Source organism: Neisseria sp. P0021.S006 (assembly GCF_051956895.1).
The window spans coordinates 18,253-34,654 of sequence record NZ_JBQCWZ010000024.1 but is presented as its reverse complement, the minus strand read 5'-3'; the positions used below and the strand labels follow the sequence as shown (position 1 = coordinate 34,654).

Annotated in this window: 14 protein-coding genes; 8 read left to right on the top strand and 6 right to left on the bottom strand. The window is 48.2% G+C overall.

The features are described 5' to 3' along the window. Window positions 1–441 precede the first annotated feature (441 nt). The 6 genes from ACTHUM_RS06930 to ACTHUM_RS06905 all read left to right on the top strand — a co-directional run bounded on the left by ACTHUM_RS06930 (window position 442) and on the right by ACTHUM_RS06905 (window position 6,084). On the top strand, window positions 442–729 hold the full coding sequence (locus tag ACTHUM_RS06930; RefSeq protein WP_049323884.1) for a ComEA family DNA-binding protein: 288 nt from the start codon (window positions 442–444) through the stop codon (window positions 727–729). A 178-nt stretch (window positions 730–907) separates the two neighbouring features. Next, complete coding sequence (locus tag ACTHUM_RS06925; RefSeq protein ID WP_440361216.1) at window positions 908–1,402, top strand: type IV pilin protein; 495 nt, start codon at window positions 908–910, stop codon at window positions 1,400–1,402. 215 nt (window positions 1,403–1,617) lie between these two features. Next, the gene (uvrB, locus tag ACTHUM_RS06920; protein WP_440360751.1) at window positions 1,618–3,636 is read left to right on the top strand and encodes an excinuclease ABC subunit UvrB; all 2,019 of its coding nucleotides are present in this window, start codon (window positions 1,618–1,620) and stop codon (window positions 3,634–3,636) included. 37 nt (window positions 3,637–3,673) lie between these two features. Then, on the top strand, window positions 3,674–4,072 hold the full coding sequence (locus ACTHUM_RS06915; protein ID WP_070584554.1) for a hypothetical protein: 399 nt from the start codon (window positions 3,674–3,676) through the stop codon (window positions 4,070–4,072). Beyond that, the gene (locus ACTHUM_RS06910) at window positions 4,072–5,256 is read left to right on the top strand and encodes a hypothetical protein (RefSeq protein ID WP_440402803.1); all 1,185 of its coding nucleotides are present in this window, start codon (window positions 4,072–4,074) and stop codon (window positions 5,254–5,256) included. The genes ACTHUM_RS06915 and ACTHUM_RS06910 overlap by 1 nt, the downstream gene beginning before the upstream one ends. A 279-nt stretch (window positions 5,257–5,535) precedes the next feature. Continuing rightward, window positions 5,536–6,084, top strand: coding sequence for an SMI1/KNR4 family protein (locus tag ACTHUM_RS06905; protein ID WP_070584557.1), 549 nt, complete (start codon window positions 5,536–5,538; stop codon window positions 6,082–6,084). Between the two features lie 152 nt (window positions 6,085–6,236). On the opposite strand, the gene xth is transcribed toward ACTHUM_RS06905, so the two are convergent. The 4 genes from xth to ACTHUM_RS06885 all read right to left on the bottom strand — a co-directional run bounded on the left by xth (window position 6,237) and on the right by ACTHUM_RS06885 (window position 10,951). Continuing rightward, window positions 6,237–7,007 carry an exodeoxyribonuclease III gene (xth, locus tag ACTHUM_RS06900; RefSeq protein ID WP_440361215.1) on the bottom strand — a complete coding sequence of 257 codons (771 nt, stop codon included), beginning with the start codon at window positions 7,005–7,007 and terminating at the stop codon, window positions 6,237–6,239. 167 nt (window positions 7,008–7,174) lie between these two features. Further along, complete coding sequence (locus ACTHUM_RS06895; protein WP_070460616.1) at window positions 7,175–7,453, bottom strand: ArsR/SmtB family transcription factor; 279 nt, start codon at window positions 7,451–7,453, stop codon at window positions 7,175–7,177. Between the two features lie 414 nt (window positions 7,454–7,867). Then, window positions 7,868–9,649 carry an extracellular solute-binding protein gene (locus ACTHUM_RS06890; RefSeq protein ID WP_107867892.1) on the bottom strand — a complete coding sequence of 594 codons (1,782 nt, stop codon included), beginning with the start codon at window positions 9,647–9,649 and terminating at the stop codon, window positions 7,868–7,870. A gap of 99 nt (window positions 9,650–9,748) precedes the next feature. Next, entirely contained in the window at window positions 9,749–10,951 is a 1,203-nt protein-coding gene (locus ACTHUM_RS06885; RefSeq protein ID WP_107867891.1) for a YihY family inner membrane protein, read from the bottom strand. A 99-nt stretch (window positions 10,952–11,050) separates the two neighbouring features. On the opposite strand from ACTHUM_RS06885, the gene wrbA reads away from it, so the two are divergent. Continuing rightward, window positions 11,051–11,656, top strand: a complete 606-nt coding sequence (wrbA, locus tag ACTHUM_RS06880; RefSeq protein WP_004520937.1) for an NAD(P)H:quinone oxidoreductase — start codon at window positions 11,051–11,053, stop codon at window positions 11,654–11,656. A gap of 211 nt (window positions 11,657–11,867) precedes the next feature. Further along, on the top strand, window positions 11,868–14,045 hold the full coding sequence (locus tag ACTHUM_RS06875) for a TonB-dependent siderophore receptor (RefSeq protein ID WP_440361214.1): 2,178 nt from the start codon (window positions 11,868–11,870) through the stop codon (window positions 14,043–14,045). A 191-nt stretch (window positions 14,046–14,236) separates the two neighbouring features. Here the strand turns inward: ACTHUM_RS06875 and aroG are convergent, their stop codons facing one another. Then, window positions 14,237–15,280, bottom strand: a complete 1,044-nt coding sequence (gene aroG, locus ACTHUM_RS06870; RefSeq protein ID WP_004520940.1) for a 3-deoxy-7-phosphoheptulonate synthase AroG — start codon at window positions 15,278–15,280, stop codon at window positions 14,237–14,239. 278 nt (window positions 15,281–15,558) lie between these two features. Then, complete coding sequence (locus ACTHUM_RS06865) at window positions 15,559–16,236, bottom strand: TIGR02117 family protein (RefSeq protein WP_004520941.1); 678 nt, start codon at window positions 16,234–16,236, stop codon at window positions 15,559–15,561. Window positions 16,237–16,402 lie beyond the last annotated feature (166 nt).

Sequence of the window (16,402 nt, the reverse complement as noted above, 5' to 3'; positions counted from 1 at the left end):
TGAAACGACTCAGCGCCGATGATAGTGTGGTTCTTCCATGTGAAAGTAGGTCACCGCCAAACACTCATTCCGAAGCCCCCGACTGATGTCGGGGGCTTTTTACATGCCTGTCGGTTCTGTCGGTTTGGCGGCAGAATTGGGGTAACAGGTGTTGGGGTCAAACATTGGGATAGTGATGTGCCGGTGTTTATGGAGTATTCGTGCATCTTAGTATTGGAATCGGAAATATTTACCCTGTTGTTATTCTTGCACAAAAGTACCGAAAGTTACGGTTAACCGTTTGGAATGTTTGAAATCGAACGGTATTTGCGTTAATATGTCGTATGCATTTATATGGAATAGGGCCGTGTTCTACTGTCGTGTGCAGTGTCGGCGGGGTAGGGAAAACCGTCCTGCAGACGGCCCGGTTGATTCAATCTGACACGTTATAGGAAAACCCTGATGAAGAAATTTTTATTTGGTGTAGTTGCCGCCGTGTGTACGGCATTCTCTTTGGCCGCCGTGAACGTCAATACGGCCTCTTCTGCGGAACTGGAGGCATTGCCGGGTATCGGTCCGGCTAAGGCGAAGGCGATTGTGGAATACCGTCAGAAGAACGGTGCGTTCAAATCGGTGGAGGAGCTGAAAAACGTGAAGGGCATCGGTGATGCGGTGCTGAACAAGTTGAAGGCGGAGGCGACGGTTTCTTCTGCCGCGCCTAAGGCCGCCCAGCCTGCCGTGAAAAAATAAGCCGGACTCTGTCTGTATGCCGCCCTGCGGCCGAACCGTTTGCCGGTTGGGCCCGGGGCGGCTTTGTTTGGGGATGGGGATGAAGCTTGAACCAATGGGAGGATTCCATTGGGTAAAGGGATAACGGCTAAGGTGTTTCCTGTCGGATAGAGATATAACAGATAAAGGGAATAAGGATATGTATTTAAAGGCATTTGACGGAAAACGGAATGGGGCAACTGTGCAGAGGGGGTATTCTTTGGTACAGCTGTTGGTGGTGATGCTGCTGGTTTCGATCTTGGCGGCGGCGGCCTTTACAGCCTATCGGGAATCGGTCCGTTCGGCCAACCTGCGTGCGGCGCATGCCGCGCTGCTGGAAAATGCGCGCTTTATGGAGCAGTTCTATGCGAAAAAGGGCAGCTTTAAGCTGACGTCGACGAAGTGGCCGGAATTGCCGGTGAAGGAGGCGGGAGGTTTCTGTATCAGGATGAGCGGTCAGGCTAAAGGTATCCTGGAGGGTAAGTTTACCTTGAAGGCGGTGGCGCTGGACAGGGAGGCGGAGCCGAGGGTGCTGCGCTTGAACGAGTCGCTGACGGCGGTGGTGTGCGGGAAGATGAAGGGGAAGGGCAGCTGTACGGACGGTGAGGAGATATTTAGGGGCAATGATGCGGAGTGTCGGCCTTTTACGGGGTAGAAACCTGATCTAAAGGGAGGAAGCGAATAAAGAAAAAGGACGTGGGGTACACGTCCTGGGAGAGGGTAGTTTAATTGTTCCAGCTAACACAACCAACCTCAGTTAGTTAAGGAAGGAGATGAAATATTTAGTCTTATCAGATTGGCACACTATCAATTTTCAGACGGCCCTTTGTTATAATTCTCTCTTTACCTGAACATAAAACAGGCCGTCTTATGGAAGTCATCCAATATCCCAATTCTCCGTTTAAACTCCATCAGCCGTTTCCTCCTGCCGGTGACCAGCCCACCGCCATTGCCGGCCTGCTCGAAGGGCTTTCAGACGGCCTTGCCTATCAAACCCTGCTCGGTGTAACCGGTTCGGGCAAAACCTATACAATGGCGAACGTCATCGCCCAAAGCGGCCGCCCCGCCATCATCATGGCGCACAACAAGACCCTTGCCGCCCAGCTCTACGCCGAAATGCGCGAGTTTTTCCCCGAAAACGCGGTGGAATATTTCGTCTCCTACTACGACTATTACCAACCCGAAGCCTATGTACCCAGCCGCGATTTGTTCATCGAAAAAGACAGCGCGATCAATGAACACATCGAGCAAATGCGCCTTTCCGCCACCAAAAATCTAATGACGCGCGACGATGTGATTATCGTCGCCACCGTGTCTGCCATTTACGGTATCGGCGATCCGACCGAATATCAACAAATGGTGTTGTCCGTCAAAGAAGGCGACACCATCGAGCAGCGCGACATCATCGCCACGCTCGTTTCCATGCAATACGAACGCGGCGATTTGGACTTCAAACGCGGCAGCTTCCGCGTACGCGGCGACGTGATTGACGTGTACCCCGCCGAAAGCTCCGAAAACGCCTTGCGCATCAGCCTGTTCGACGACGAAATCGACCGCCTCGATATGTTCGACCCGCTTTCAGGCAGCCTTATCCAACGAGTCGGCCGCTACACCGTCTTCCCGTCCAGCCACTACGTTACCCCGCGCGACACCGTCTTGCGCGCCTGCGAGTCCATCAAAGAAGAACTGCGCGAACGCATCGAATTTTTCGCCCGCGAACAACGCCCCGTCGAGCAACAACGCATCGAGCAGCGCACCCGCTTCGACCTCGAAATGCTCTACGAAATGGGCTTCTGCAAAGGCATCGAAAACTACTCCCGCCACTTCTCCGGCAAAAAAGAAGGTGAACCGCCGCCCACGCTGATGGACTATCTGCCCGACAACGCCATCATGTTCATCGACGAAAGCCACGTTACCGTTACCCAAATCGGCGGCATGTACAAAGGCGACGCATCGCGCAAACAAAATCTCGTGGACTACGGCTTCCGCCTGCCTTCCGCTCGCGACAACCGCCCGCTCAAATTCCACGAATTTGAAAAAGTCATGCCGCAAACCGTCTTCGTTTCCGCCACTCCCGCCAAATACGAAGAAGAACATGCCGGACAGGTGGTCGAACAAGTTGTCCGCCCCACAGGGCTGGTCGACCCCCAAATCATCATCCGCCCCGTCGCCACCCAAGTCGACGATTTAATGAGTGAAATCAACGACCGCATCCAAAAAGGCGAGCGCGTGCTCGTTACCACCCTCACCAAACGCATGGCGGAGCAACTCACCGACTATTACAGCGAACTCGGCATCAAAGTGCGCTACCTGCACAGCGACATCGACACCGTCGAGCGCGTTGAAATCATTAGAGATTTGCGGCTCGGACTGTTTGACGTACTCGTCGGCATCAACCTCTTGCGCGAAGGCTTGGACATTCCCGAAGTCTCCCTCGTCGCCATCCTCGACGCCGACAAAGAAGGCTTCCTGCGCTCCCACCGCAGCCTGATTCAAACTATAGGCCGCGCCGCGCGCAACGTGAACGGCGTCGCCATCCTGTACGCCGACAAAATCACCGACTCCATGAAAGCCGCCATCGACGAAACCGAACGCCGCCGCGAAAAACAAATTAAATTCAACGAAGAACACGGCATCGTGCCGCAGCAGATTAAAAAACAGGTCAAAGACATCATCGACGGCGTGTACCACGAAGAAGACAGCGGCAAAGGTCGTCTGAAAGGCAAAAACAAGGTTAAAGTTGGCGAGATTCACAATGAAGAAGACGCAATTAAAGAAATCGCCAAACTGGAAAAAGCCATGCAGCAGGCGGCTAGGGATTTGCAGTTTGAAGAGGCTGCTGTACTTCGTGATAGAATACGGAATATTAAGGAAAGTTTGCTGTTTTAAATAAATATATACAGCGCAATAAATAAGGTAAATAGATATGTTATTTTATGGATATCAAGTTAAATCCGATCATAGAGATAATTCACATAGAAAAAGTCAATGGAAAATTTGTGAAATTGATGAATTAAAAATTTTTACATTTGGATTTTGTAATAATTGGTGCAGTAAAGAGAACGATGTATTATGGTCTTGTTCAGAAAATTTCCAAGCTATTGGAGTGGAAAGCCAAGAAAACAAAAATGCGGGTAGCCCATATGATAAATTATATTTTGCAAGATTTACTAAAGATGCACAACATATTTGGCACGGATTCCCTATTTCCCAATATAATCAAAATGATGAAGTGCCAAAAAGTATAAAACTTGAAGTAGGAAAATATTTTTCTACCACGGAGTTTAAAGATAAATTTAATAAATGGATGAAAGGAAAGTTGTGATGATTGAGTTAAAAATAGAAGGAAATTATATTGATTCATTTATTTATTCGGGATCATTTTTCTTACTGGATTCAGAGATGAGATTAACATCATTTCCTTGGAAAGATGTTATAAATTGCATTGAAGAAAAAAGTCAAGAAAAAAAACAACTAATTTATAATTATTTTTCAGGGGGAAAATACGATGTTTCTTTAATTAAAGAAGAATCTTTTAACTACATTATTAATAAGGAGAAAATGGATAAAATTTCACAGAAAGAAAGTAATAAACATTGTGTAATAGATTTTGATTACTGGGTAACTGATATTGATATTTATAAGAATACTCTTTTTATATCTAGTCATGAGGGAATAGATAATTTTGCTACAAATCGGCAAGAATTACGAAAAGGGGAACCTAAATTTGAATTTTTTCCTCAGCAAAAAAATAAGCTTACTGAGCAAAAAGTTTTTGATATAACTGTTGGAAATTATTCCAGATTAATTGCTACCTGCGGTAAAGATGGTGCATTGCAAATTAATATGAAAAGCAAGGATGAGAAAGGAGGATTATTTGAATTATCAACAGATATATACCAACTTAGTGATGATATTTGGATAAACTGTGATTGGGATAGTGAAATTGGTATTGCTGTTATTAAGAATAAATTGAAACAAGAATTTTTTAAATTTAATACTATAAATAAAGATGAAATTATTTCTGATGAAAGTGGAAAAATTCTATTTGAAAAACTAAACAAAGAAAATAAAAGAAAAGTAATACAAGAAAAGCATCCTGAAAAAATGATAAAAAAAGATGATGTTATAAATAGTTGGATTGTAGAAGAAAATGGAAATAAAAAAATTGTTTTTCTTGATATAGATCTTAATTTCCATCAATTAAACTTAGATAACTTTGTTGAAGAGCAATCTAATATACAAGCGGAATTTGAAATGACGGACTTTTCTAATTTACATAGAGATTTAATTTTAGAAACTCAAAAGACTGATTTTGGGATTGTTATTGAAACTCTAGATAAATTATTTTTTATTCCTAATTTGTATAGTGGAAATAAAATTAATAAACCTTTTTCTCTTAATTGTGTAACTAATTGGAGAACTTTTCCAAAATCAAAAAATTATAGAAATCAGTTGCATATAGTTCAAAATGATCATGTATCAATAATCGGTGTTAACCTTGAATAACAAAACAAGCAAGCCGTAGCCTGTGTAGATAGCAAGCGTAGCAAGCGTAGGTTGGGTCAAGACCCAACAAAACTGTTCAATTTCGCAAAATGTTGGATTTGCAACCCAACCTACATTTTGCTCAAGTGGCACATAATAAAAAGGTCGTCTGAAAACCGATTTAACGTTTTCAGACGACCTTTGTTTCATTCCAAACAACAAATATAATCGCTTAAAGACTGGTTTCTTCCTGTTGGTTCAACACCCAACAAAATCCATTTTAAAAAGACCCCTCCCATCATGACCTATCCGCAAGCCCTGCAACAACTTCAATACTGGCTGACAAGCAGCCAAGCATCTCAAGCTAACCATCTGAATTTCAATGTACATCCCCTTTCAACCGATGAATTGCAGGCGATACGCGAATATACGCAAAATAGGCTACCTGAAAGCTATTATTTATTTTTACAGCAATGCGGCACGGGAGATTTTTTCTATTCATGGTACACCAGCGTGATCGATCAAACCGTATCGCAAACGCCCAAAATAGAAATCTACAACCTCGCCCAACTGCAAGAACAAAATCTCTATTACCAACAACTATTACGCGAAGAACTCGACGACCTACCGCCCGACGAACACCCCGACATAGGCGAAATCTTTATCATCGGCGCGCATGACAGCATGGGAGATTGGTTCGGCTTCGATTTGTCCCGTGCCGAACCCAACTTCGATATTTTTATCCACGATGCTGCCAATCCCGCCACCTATGCCGAAGAGGCCCAATGGCGACAGTTTGAAGATTGGATCATCCGTTGCGTGGAAAGTGAGGGAGAAGATACGCTTTAAATGGTGGCATAAGTAAAACACAGTGAGGTAAAGTGGGTACTCATTAGCCATGTATTTCTGCTAACCATGCTTGAGTGGCTACGCCAAACAATAAGGCCGTCTGAAAACCATTTAAAGTTTTCAGACGGCCTTATTGTTTATTCACTCAAAACCTAACAGTCAAACTCGGCAATCACTGGCGCGTGGTCGCTGGGGCGTTCTTGGGCGCGGGTTTCTAGGTCGACGGTGACGTCGGTAAGGGTGGCGGCGAGTTCGGGGCTGCTGAGGATGTGGTCGATGCGCAGGCCGAGTTTGCGTTGGAACATGGCGCCGCGGTAGTCGAACCATGTGTAGAACGTGCCTTCGGGGTGGATTTTGCGCAGGCTATCGGTCAGGCCGAGGTCGAGCAGGTTTTTAAACCATTGTCTTTCGATGGAGGAGCAATGGATTTTTTCGTGCCATTTTTCGGGGTCGTAGCAGTCGGCATCGGCAGGGGCGATGTTGAAGTCGCCGAGCAGGACGAGTTTGGGGTGTGCGGCCATTTCGGCGCGGACGAACTCAGTCAATGCGGCAAACCATTGTTCTTTGTATTGGAATTTTGGGCTGTCCAGGGCTTCGCCGTTGACGCAATAGACGTTGATGATGCGCACGCCGTTGATGGTGGCGGCGATGACGCGGCGTTGCGGGTCGTCGGGGAGGGCGGGCAGGCCGCAATGTACGTCTTGCGGCTCGTGGCGGCTGATGATGGCGACGCCGTTGTAGGTTTTTTGGCCGCTCCAGACGCAATGCCAGCCCATCATTTGCAGGGCGGCAGCCGGGAATTTGTCTTGGTCGAGTTTGAGTTCTTGTAAGGCGAGTATGTCGGCTTGGTGGTCGGCCAGCCAGTTTTGTACTTGGGGCAGGCGGACGTTGAGGGAATTGACGTTCCAAGTGGCGATTTTCATGATGTTTCCGTGTGTGCTATTGGGTGGGAAGGCGGCGGATTGCGCCTGTGGACATGGGCGGTATTGTATAGTGGATTGGTTTATTTTTCGATATGGGCTGAAAGTGGCAGGCCGTCTGAAAGCTGATGTTTCAGACGGCCTTGATGTTGTGATGTGGAATAATTTGTTTATTCGGCTTGGTCTTTGAGTGTGCGCAGGGTATTGAGGATGGTGGTGGCTTCTTCGGAGATGATGCGGTATTCGATGATGCGGTGGTAGCGTGTGAAATCGATGATGCCTTCGGTGCGCAGGCGTGCGAGATGGTTGGCGATGCCGGTCGGGGAGGAGTCGAGCGCTTGTGCCAGTTCGGTAATGCTGCGGTCGCCGTTAAGCAGCAGAAAAAGGATGGCCATGCGTTCGGGGTTGGCAATCAGTTTGAGAATGGTAGAGAGACGCTTGATTTCCATATTATTGTTCCTTTTGTCTGTTATATGAATGCTTGATTTGGGTTAAATTTGGATGATTGTAGTTTTTATTAAGATTAACCTTATAATTCAAACTCTTACCTTGCAGTGTACACGGTTTTGTAAAATTTGAGGGCATTGTTTTGCAATTTTTTGTTCATTTTCGATATTTTGCTTCGGTTGCAAAAATGGATTGAAAAGAGACGAAAAGGCCGTCTGAAATGTTCCGTTGCAGATGATTTTGCTGACGGATGTTTCAGACGGCCTTTGATTTGGCTTTAAGTTGTTTTTTCTTTTATGTTTGTTTTGAATCAGCCGATTGATTGTTTTTAAACAAACAACTAGGTTTTATGATTCTATGCTTAGGACTACACGCCAAAGGCTTGTCAGATGCTTGGATGTGTTGTCGAAATGCGACTACTTTTTCTTCCAGCCTGCGGTCATGGCGAAGGTGATGGGGTCGTAGTATTTCGGCAGCTTGGACGGAATGCCCACATCGTTACGGTACACGACGCGGTAGCGGTCTGCGAACCAGTTTGGAACGATGGTGTATTGGTGGCGGATCAGTCGGTCGAGCGCGCGCGAGGTGGTTTGCAGCTCTTGGCGGTTGGTAAAGCTGTTGAAATGGGTCAACAGTTTTTCAACCGCAGGATGACAGACACCGGATAGATTGCGGCTGCCTTCGGTTTTGGCGGCGGCGCAGCTGAAGTAGTCGTATTGCTCGTTGCCGGGGCTTTCGCTGTTGCCGTAGTAGCCTGTGGTCACGTCAAAATCGAAGTCGTTCATGCGTTTTTGGTACACGGCGGAATCGGCGGTGCGCACGTTCATGGTAATGCCGATTTTGGCGAGGTCGCTCTGCCATTTGGAGGTAATGCGTTCGTAGTTTTTGCTTGGTGCGAGGAATTCAAAGGTCAGCGGTTTGCCTTGTTTGTCGACTGCTTTGCCGTTTTTGTATTGATAGCCGCCTTTTTCAAGCAGGGCGCGTGCTTTGAGCAGGTTCGGGCGCACGCCCAGTTTGGGGTCGGTAACCGGCGGCATAGGGACGTCTTGATCCAATACGCCGTCGGGCAGCTTGGTGCCCAATGATTTGAGCAATGCGGTTTCCGCGCTGTCCGGCTTGCCGGTTGCGGCCATGGTGCTGTTGGTGAAGAAGCTGTCGGTGCGGCGGTATGCGCCGTAGAAGATGCGGCGGTTGACGCTTTCGTAGTCGAAGCTTTCAATCAAGGCGCGGCGGACGTAAATATTGTCCAAGGGCTTGTGGCGCATATTGATGACGAAGCCTTGCATGCCGGCCGTGCTGTTTTGTATCCATTCGTGTTTGGACAGATTGCGTTTTTTGAGGACTTCGTCGGAGTAGGCGCGCGCCCAGTTGCGGGCGACGTTTTCTTGTACGAAGTCATATTGGCCGCCTTTCAGCCCTTCGATGCGGACAACTTCGTCTTTGACGTATTTGATGCGGATGTGGTCGTAGTTGTAGCGGCCTTTGCGCACGGGCAGATTTTGCGCCCAGTAGTTTTTGTCGCGGACAAACTCGCTGATGCGGCCGTTTTCGGCTTTGGCAAAACGGTAGGGGCCGGAGCCGATCGGCAGGCTGTTGGGAGCGGCTGCCAGGCCTTTGGGATAACTTTTATGCGAGAAGACGGGCAGGCTGCCGAGAATCATGTGCAATTCTGAGTTGCGCTGCTTGAAGCGGAACACGACGGTGCGATCGCTGGGCGTTTCCACCTTGGCTACGTCGCTCCAGTAGAAGTGGTACATGGGGGCGGCGGCTTTGTCTTTGGTCAGGATGTTAAATGAAGCGGCAACGTCTTTGGCCAAAACGGGATCGCCGTTGTGGAATTTGGCTTTGGGGTTGATTTTGAAGGTAACGGAAAGGCCGTCCGGCGCCAGGGCGATGTCTTCGGCAATCAGGCCGTAAACGGCGTAAGGTTCGTCCATGCTTTGCTCGGTCAGAGTGTCGAGCGTCAGCATGCTGATGCCGTATTCGTGGTTGCCTTTGAGGGTAAAGGGATTGAGCGTGTCAAAAGCACCGAGGAAAGGCGTGGTAAACGTGCCACCTTTCGGGGCGTTGGGATTGACGTATTCGAAAGCGGTGAAGTTGGCCGGATATTTCGGTGGTTGGCCAAGGCTTACGCCGTGGGCGGCAAAAGCGGCAGATGGAATCAGACCGAGCAGCGAGAGTAGGGCTGGTGTTTTCATCTATTTTTCCTTGTAGGTTGAATGTAGTATTCAGTAGTGTGCTGATTATAGCAAAGGCCGTCTGAAACTTGATATTTTTGCTTTCAGACGGCGTCAGGTTTAAGAGGATTGTTTTTTCGTATGGGCACTGAACTCGGCCAGCGTCATGTTCAAGGTTTCCAAGCAGGGTTGCATAATGTGGTCAACCGTTTGATTGACCTTGTCTTTATTAAGCGTTTGCGGACGGTAGACAAAGAGTTTGAACAGCTCCGCCAAGTCGATGGACTCCGCCCCCATTTTCAAGACCCAGCCCTGACGGCCGGAATAGACATAACCGTGTCGCGCCAGCTTTTCTAAAAGCTCGCCCAATTCGTCAAAGCCCATATTGATATGCCGTCTGAACTCCTGCACCGGCAATGCCTTGCCGCTTTGTTGGGCAGAATCGAGCAGCAGCAGGATTTTCAATACATCGTCAAAGCGGCCGCGCGCATCCAGACTGCGGCGGAACGCTTCGCCGCGCCAGTAGGACAGGGACGAGGTCAAAACCGCGCCACCCAATACCAGCGTCCATAACAGGTTGAGCCACAACAGGAAAAACGGTACCGCGGCAAATGCGCCGTAAATCGATTTGTAGCCGTCAAAGTTGCCCATATACCAAGCGAACAAAAAGCGTGCCGTTTCCAAGCAAAACGCCGTTACGGCCGCGCCGACCAAAGCATGGCTGGCAGGCACGAAACGGTTGGGCACAAAGCGGTATAAACCCCACAGCAGCAGCGTAATAAATGAAACCGTAGTGATGACCCTCAGCCATTCCGAACCGCCCACTACTTGCACCTGACCGATCACGACCGACAAGCCCACGCCCAAAGACAAAGGCCCAAACGTCAGCAACGCCCAATACACCAAAAACTGCATCATCCAAGGCCGTTGCGAATTGACGCGCCAAATCCGGTTGAACGCATTGTCTATCGTCCGAATCAACATCAGCGAGGTTACGACCAACATCACACTGCCGATCGCCGTCAGATTGGTAGCCTTATCGCGGAATGCATTGATGTAGTCAAACACCATGTCCGCGCCCTGCGGAACGATGGTGCGGTTGATAAAAGAGATAAATTCCCCCGACCATTGGTCGAAAACAGGGAAGGCAGAAGCGATGACGACCATCACCGTCAACACGGGTACTAAAGCCAAAAGCGTTGTAAACGTCATGCTTGCCGCCACCTGCGGCACGCGCTCCTCATCAAAACGGCGCACGACAAACCAAGCGAACGCCACGCCTTTACTCTTTAAAAAACCTTGCCACCATTGCGAAAACGGCATAACCTTTTCCCTCTTTTAAATTGAAATTTCTTCTTTTCAGACGGCCCGAGTATTTAAAAGGCCGTCTGAAACCTGATAGCATTGTAACGGAAACCCCAAATGAACCCAAATCCTCTGAAAATCCTCGTTCTCTTTTATTCCCAAAATGGCAGCACGCGCAACCTTGCCCGCCAAATCGCACGCGGTATCGAAAGCGTGGACGGTTGCGAAGCCGTGTTGCGTACCGTTCCCAAAGTTTCCACCGTTTGCGAAGCCGTTGAAAAAGCCATTCCCGACGAAGGCGCGCCCTACGCGACTGCCGACGACCTCAAAAACTGCGCCGGCCTTGCGCTCGGCAGCCCAACACGTTTCGGCAATATGGCCGCCGCAATGAAATACTTTATTGACGGCACCATTCCCCTTTGGCTCGGCGCAGAACTCGTCGGCAAGCCTGCCACCGTATTCACCAGCACATCTTCTCTGCACGGAGGCCAAGAAAGCACCCTGCTGACCATGATGCTGCCCCTGTTGCACCACGGCATGGTCATCAGCGGCATTCCATATACCGAGTCTGCGCTCAGCAATACCCAAAGCGGCGGCACGCCTTATGGCGCAAGTCATGTTTCCGGCCATGACAGCAAGCCGGCATTGACTGCCGAAGAAAACGATATTGCCTTTGCACAAGGTAAACGTTTGGCAGAATTGGCACGAAAATTGGCAGACTGATTACCTTGTAATAAAAAGATTAAGGCCGTCTGAAAACCTGATGATGCGGGTTTTCAGACGGCCTTTTTAGTTAATTAGGACTAGCTTAAAAATAAATATTTTGAATTAAACGAACTACTTAGAAAATAGTGATTAGAACATAGTTTCATCGGACTACATCTTTTTGATAGAATCTGCCACCAAATTGAAACATCAGCTAATTGGAGAGGCTATGTCACTACCTGTATTTCCCTATGGCAAATTAAGCTTTGCCGTCAGTCTGGCGCTGTGTTCGGCGTATTCTTTCGCAACCGAAGTAGAAAATACCCAGCCGCAAGAACGTGTCGATTTACCGACAGTTACCGTCCAAGGTGTCGGAAAACAGACTACTTCCAACTACACTATTCCTGCTTCCTCTGCCGCAACAGGCATCCGCCTGACCCAGCGCGAAACGCCGCAGTCCTTGTCTGTCGTTACCGAAAAACAAATGGACGACCAAGGTTTGGATACCTTACAGGACGTGTTGAAACAAACGCCGGGCGTGTTCCACAGCAAAATGGGCAACAACGTATCCGGCCACAGCCAGTTTATTTCGCGCAGTCAGGCGATTGACAGCATTTCCGTGGACGGCGCGCCCAAATTCCTTTACGACGGTAAAGCCATCCGCCGCGGCACCAACAATCTGGACAGCGCATTGTACGAACAAGTCGTCGTCGTACGCGGCGCAAGCGGTTTGTCCAACGGCGGTATGGGCGAGCCGGGCGGTACGGTTGCGTTGGAACGCAAAAAACCGACTGCCAAGCCTGCCGTCAGCGTAGAAGCCGGTGTCGGTTCGTGGAACCACTACCGCTTCGTCCTTGATGCCAATCAGCCTTTGAATGCAGACAATACCTTGCGCGGCCGCGCTATTTTGGTCAGCGACCACGGAGGCGATTACCTGCCGAACACTTCGCGCCACAATCACACTTTCTACGGTACGTTGTCTTACGATATCACGCCGCAAACCCAATGGCGCATCGGTACGGAAATACACCGTTTCCGCAATACCGGCAGCTCGCGTTTCAGCTACCTGACCGCAGCAGGTTCGCGCCGTACTGGATTCATACCATTTGAGTCTTCGCCACGCAGCAATTCTTCCGCACGCTGGGCATACGGCAAAGACACCAGTGCCGAAGTATTCACTTCCCTCAGCCATGAGTTTGATAACGGCTGGAAACTGACAGGCGATTACAGCCATGTTTCGGGTAAAAACGACATCGTTTCAGGCATTGCCGGTACATTTGAAATCAATCCCGATTACTCTGCACTTTTCACTTCAGACCGCGACCGCAGCAAATACCGTGATCAGAATTTTGCGCTGGCCTTGGACGGCCATTATCCAGCGCTGGGCCGCTCGCACGAGTTCAATGTCGGCATCAGCTATCAGGACAACAAAGAAAACCTGTCTTTCTATGAAGAAGGCGAGTCGATGATTCCCGATTTGCGTAAATTTGACGGCAACATCGCCAAACCCGATATGCCGTATCTGCGCGATGGTTTTTCACGCATGAAAAACCTGTCGGTTTACGGCTCGACCCGTTTCAAACTGACCGACAAGCTCGCCTTTATCGGCGGCGGCCGTTTTGTGGATTGGCGTTACCGTTACAGCACCAGCCGTAACAAATTCGCACACAGCAGCCACAAACAAAACGTTTTCATTCCTTATTTGGGCGTAACCTACGACATCGGCGACAATCTGACCGCCTATGCGTCTTACACCACCATCTTCCGTCCGCAAGTGCGTTACCTGACCAAAGACGGCGCAGCGCTCAAACCGCAGCGCGGCAAAACCTACGAGACCGGTTTGAAAGCCTCATGGTTTGAAGGCCGTCTGAATGCTTCCGCCTCCGTCTTTATGAACAAACGCGACCATTTGGGCGTGGTTGCAGGCAAATTTGCGAATGGCGAGGAATACTACCGCGCAGCCGACAACACCACGACAAAAGGCGTGGAGCTCTCTGTCGGCGGCCGCCTGAGTGACAAATGGCTGCTGAATGCGTCTTATGCACGTTCCAAAATCAAAGACAGCGAAGGGGTTCAACTGCATCCGTCTTATCCCGTTCATTTGTTCAAACTCTTTACCGCGTATGACGTAACCGACCGTTTGAACCTGGGGGGCAACGTCAACTGGCAAAGCCGCAGCCATACGCTGGACGAATACCCCGCAGACATCAATCCGGCTGCCGCCGCTGCATTGACCCAACGCCCATACGCCACGCTGGACTTGACCGTACATTACAAAATCGGCAAATCCACCCGCATCGGTTTAGACTTTGAAAACGTGTTCAACAAACGCTACCGCACCATGCCGGATATTCACGTCTACGGCACGCCGCGTAGTGTGACTGCAACGGTTAAACATACGTTTTAATTGAAAAGAAAAGTAGGAGAGGTCGTCTGAAAACCTGAGTGATCGGGGTTTTCAGACGGCCTGAATTTTTTCGGACATATTGTTTTAATGTCAAACCTGACTAAAAATTGCTCGGGATCTTGAGCAAAGAAATCAAAATGACAGACACAAAAAAGACCGGAACATATCCGGTCTTTTTAATGATGTCGCACTTACGCTTTATGACCTTTCGCTTCGGCAAGCAGGGCCAGCAATTCTTCAGTCGTATCCCAACCGATGCAGGCATCCGTAATACTTTGACCGTAAACTTCAGGCTTGTCCTGACGTCCTTCAACCAAGTGGCTTTCCACCATCACGCCCATGATGTTTTCTTCACCGGCTTTCAGCTGCGCCGCAACATCGCGCGCTACATCCATTTGTTTGCGGAAGTCTTTACGGCTGTTGGCATGGCTGCAGTCCACCATCAGTTTGCTGCTCACGCCGGCTTTTTGAAGCTGCGCAACCGCGTCTTTAACGTGCTCCGCGCTGTAATTAGGCTCTTTACCGCCACGCAAAATCGCATGGCAGTCAGGATTGCCGCTGGTGTGGACAATCGCGGAATGACCGGCTTTGGTTACAGACAGGAAGTGGTGCGGATGATTGGCGGCACCGATGGCGTCGATGGCGATTTTCAGATTGCCGTCCGTACCGTTTTTAAAACCGACAGGGCAGGAGAGGCCGCTGGCCAATTCGCGGTGTACCTGGCTTTCAGTCGTACGCGCCCCAATCGCGCCCCAAGAAATCAGGTCGGCGTAGTATTGCGGCGTAATCATGTCCAAGAATTCAGTCGAAGCAGGCATGCCCATTTCGTTCAAAGTCAGCAACAACTGACGTGCTTGGCGCAGGCCGTAGTTGATGTCAAACGTACCGTCCAAGTGCGGATCGTTAATCAGACCTTTCCAGCCAACGGTTGTACGCGGTTTTTCAAAATACACGCGCATTACAATCAGTAGCTCTTTCTCATATTTTTTGCGCAAGGGCAGCAATTTTTGCGCATATTCTACCGCCGCCTTAGTATCGTGAATCGAGCATGGGCCGATGATGACCAGCAAACGGTTGTCGCGGCCGTGAACTAAATCTGAAATCTCATGACGTGTTTTATAAACCAAATTGGCAACCTGAGGCGTAACAGGCAGCTCATACAAATGCGCGATTGGAGGGAGTAACTCTTTGACTTCTTTGATCTTAATGTCATCGGTAGGGTGGTGTTGGGACATGATGGACTCTCTTGTTTATTTTTGATACAGATTACAGGTTTTAGCAGAATTAAACAAGGCTTAGTTTTTTGTTTTAGCAATTTTATTCTAAAATTTCTTTATTTTAATTATTTTATAGAATTTAAAATTAGTTTATTTGTAAAAATTAATATTTAATTCTATTAAAAAATTTCATTTATATAATAAAGGGCTTTGGGTTTTTATCAAAATACAGGCCGTCTGAAAATGTTCAGACGGCCTGAAGTCTTACATAGACCAAAAATTGAGAAGCGTGAAGGCTATCGGTATTGTTCCAGCAAGGGCGAAGAGAAAGGAGTCCAATACACACCTTTAAGGCCGCTTTCAACCAATTTGTCATTCAACCAAGTGTTACAAGTATTGAATAAATGATAGCGTCCTTTGGCTTCGTAAAAAGCATCGTTAGACTGATGATGGATTCCTTTTAGCAAGATGGGTTGCCCATTTTCTTGTTGAAAACCGGCCAAGAGCGATTTTGTTAAATTCCTGTATTGCTCAGCCGTGACCAAAAATTTGACGACGTGGCTATTTTCTCGTGGTTCAAAAGGATAATAAGTAACATGAATCAGCGTACGGTTCAGCCCGCTTAATGCACCTAAAGCATTGGAGAAAGTCAAATCTTTCCACTCAGGCGTGTATAAATAAAAATTGCGCTCCCCCCAGCCTAAACCGATATGCGTTATCTGAGGATCAGCAGTGAGCGTGTCTTTTGGATTGACGACATCCGACCAATCAAAAATATCATTCTTCAGCGGCATGACTACATCAGTATGCACACCGTTACTGACTAAAAATAAAGTAATTTCCCCTTTAGGCTGCTCTTCATTAAGCGGCAACGAAGCCATCATCCAAGCAGATAAAAAATACAATAGGGCAAAAATAGGGATAATCAGCGCTATTTTGCCGATTTTCTTGAGGATGTGGAGAAAGGAGCGCATTCGTTTTTTTAAAGGCAATTAAGTTTGAAGGTGTGTATTTTCCATTAAATTTGTACTTTTTTCATTAGAAATGAGTGGGTGGTAGGTATCTTGCGATTAATGATAAAAATGGTTGTTTAATTTAAATAAAAGAAAGGCCGTCTGAAAAAGTTTAGACGGCCTTTCT

Bases quoted from the DNA above. Each gene is read 5' to 3' on its own strand.
- ACTHUM_RS06930 (WP_049323884.1), top strand. From the start codon at position 442: ATGAAGAAATTTTTATTTGGTGTAGTTGCCGCCGTGTGTACGGCATTC.
- ACTHUM_RS06925 (WP_440361216.1), top strand. From the start codon at position 908: ATGTATTTAAAGGCATTTGACGGAAAACGGAATGGGGCAACTGTGCAG.
- uvrB (WP_440360751.1), top strand. From the start codon at position 1,618: ATGGAAGTCATCCAATATCCCAATTCTCCGTTTAAACTCCATCAGCCG.
- ACTHUM_RS06915 (WP_070584554.1), top strand. From the start codon at position 3,674: ATGTTATTTTATGGATATCAAGTTAAATCCGATCATAGAGATAATTCA.
- ACTHUM_RS06910 (WP_440402803.1), top strand. From the start codon at position 4,072: ATGATTGAGTTAAAAATAGAAGGAAATTATATTGATTCATTTATTTAT.
- ACTHUM_RS06905 (WP_070584557.1), top strand. From the start codon at position 5,536: ATGACCTATCCGCAAGCCCTGCAACAACTTCAATACTGGCTGACAAGC.
- xth (WP_440361215.1), bottom strand. From the start codon at position 7,007: ATGAAAATCGCCACTTGGAACGTCAATTCCCTCAACGTCCGCCTGCCC.
- ACTHUM_RS06895 (WP_070460616.1), bottom strand. From the start codon at position 7,453: ATGGAAATCAAGCGTCTCTCTACCATTCTCAAACTGATTGCCAACCCC.
- ACTHUM_RS06890 (WP_107867892.1), bottom strand. From the start codon at position 9,649: ATGAAAACACCAGCCCTACTCTCGCTGCTCGGTCTGATTCCATCTGCC.
- ACTHUM_RS06885 (WP_107867891.1), bottom strand. From the start codon at position 10,951: ATGCCGTTTTCGCAATGGTGGCAAGGTTTTTTAAAGAGTAAAGGCGTG.
- wrbA (WP_004520937.1), top strand. From the start codon at position 11,051: ATGAACCCAAATCCTCTGAAAATCCTCGTTCTCTTTTATTCCCAAAAT.
- ACTHUM_RS06875 (WP_440361214.1), top strand. From the start codon at position 11,868: ATGTCACTACCTGTATTTCCCTATGGCAAATTAAGCTTTGCCGTCAGT.
- aroG (WP_004520940.1), bottom strand. From the start codon at position 15,280: ATGTCCCAACACCACCCTACCGATGACATTAAGATCAAAGAAGTCAAA.
- ACTHUM_RS06865 (WP_004520941.1), bottom strand. From the start codon at position 16,236: ATGCGCTCCTTTCTCCACATCCTCAAGAAAATCGGCAAAATAGCGCTG.